The 1,136-nt window shown below is 72.2% G+C and carries 2 protein-coding genes; both read right to left on the minus strand.

All coding sequences use genetic code 11. The features are described from left to right. A partial coding sequence (locus tag FVW27_RS16605; protein ID WP_167127277.1) for a thiamine-phosphate kinase occupies positions 1-792 on the minus strand: 792 nt, incomplete at its 3' end. Between the two features lie 142 nt (positions 793-934). After that, on the minus strand, positions 935-1,136 hold a 202-nt coding region (locus FVW27_RS16610), incomplete at its 5' end, for a hypothetical protein (protein WP_167127280.1).

The raw sequence follows: 1,136 nt of genomic DNA on the forward strand, positions 1-1,136 counted from the left end.
GTCGGACACGTCCATGAGCGCGATGCGCGCGTCGCCGGTGCCGCAGATGCCCGCCAACGCCAGCCCCGCCGCCACCTGCGGACGCGGGCGCAAGTGGGCGCGGCACGCCTCCGGGTACAGGCGCGCGGCTTCTGCCCCCATGCTTTCCAGCGCCAGCAGGCCCACGCGGGCCAGACCCACGCGGCCCACAAGAAACAGCTGGTCGCCCGGCTGGCAGCCGCCCCGGCGCAGGAAGGGCGACGCGCCCCCGGCAGAGGGTTGCGGGTGACCGCCGATGGACTCGCTGCCGCCTGCGGCATCAGCCGCGCAACTCTCCCCACCTTCCGGCCCGCCATCCTCCATGATGCCCGCATGGGTGAGGCGCGGCGCGGGGCCGCCCCATACGGTGATGCACAGGGACAGGGCATCGCCCCGGGTCAGGTCGCCCCCGGACAGGGCCATGTCGTGCTCGCGGGCCAGCGCGGCCATGGCGGACAGCATCTCGTCGCAGAACTCGCGCGAAAGGTCGGCGGGCGCGGTGAACGCCAGGCTGAAGCCCAGCGGGCGCGCGCCGCAGGCGGCCAGATCGCTGATGTTCACGGCCAGCGCCTTGTGGCCGATGTCGCCGGGGGTGAAGTAGCTGGTGCGGAAGTGGCTGTGCTCGTTGAACAGGTCGGTGCTCACGGCCATGCGCGGCGGACAGGCGATGACGGCGCAGTCGTCGCCGCGTCCCACGCACAGGTGGGGGTGGGCATTGCTGAAATGGCGGTCGATGGCGGCGAGGAAATCGTCCTCTGAGGCAAGCCGGGTCATGCTAAGGCTCCTGGGATGTGCAGTGGAACGCCCCGCGCGCGGGCGGCGAAACACGCTTCGCCTGCGCCTTCGGGACGGGCGGCGCCTTTCGCGCCGCCGGAGCACGCCGCCATGCCGCATCGGCCTGACGGCGCTGCCCGCGTCAGTCGGATTCCAGCGTCAGGTATTCGGCCATGATCACCTTGAGGCCGAAACCGGGAAAGTTCACGCGGTACTTGTCGGGCGGCAGGTGCTGCACGATCTTGCCGCGCCCGAAGATGCGGTGGGTGCAGTAGCCGCACCGGCCCGCCGGGGCCGTGCCCCCGGACAGCAGCGAAGGCGCGGCAGCATCGGCGGCTGGCTGG

Source organism: Nitratidesulfovibrio liaohensis, from assembly GCF_011682075.1.
Classification (GTDB): domain Bacteria; phylum Desulfobacterota; class Desulfovibrionia; order Desulfovibrionales; family Desulfovibrionaceae; genus Cupidesulfovibrio; species Cupidesulfovibrio liaohensis.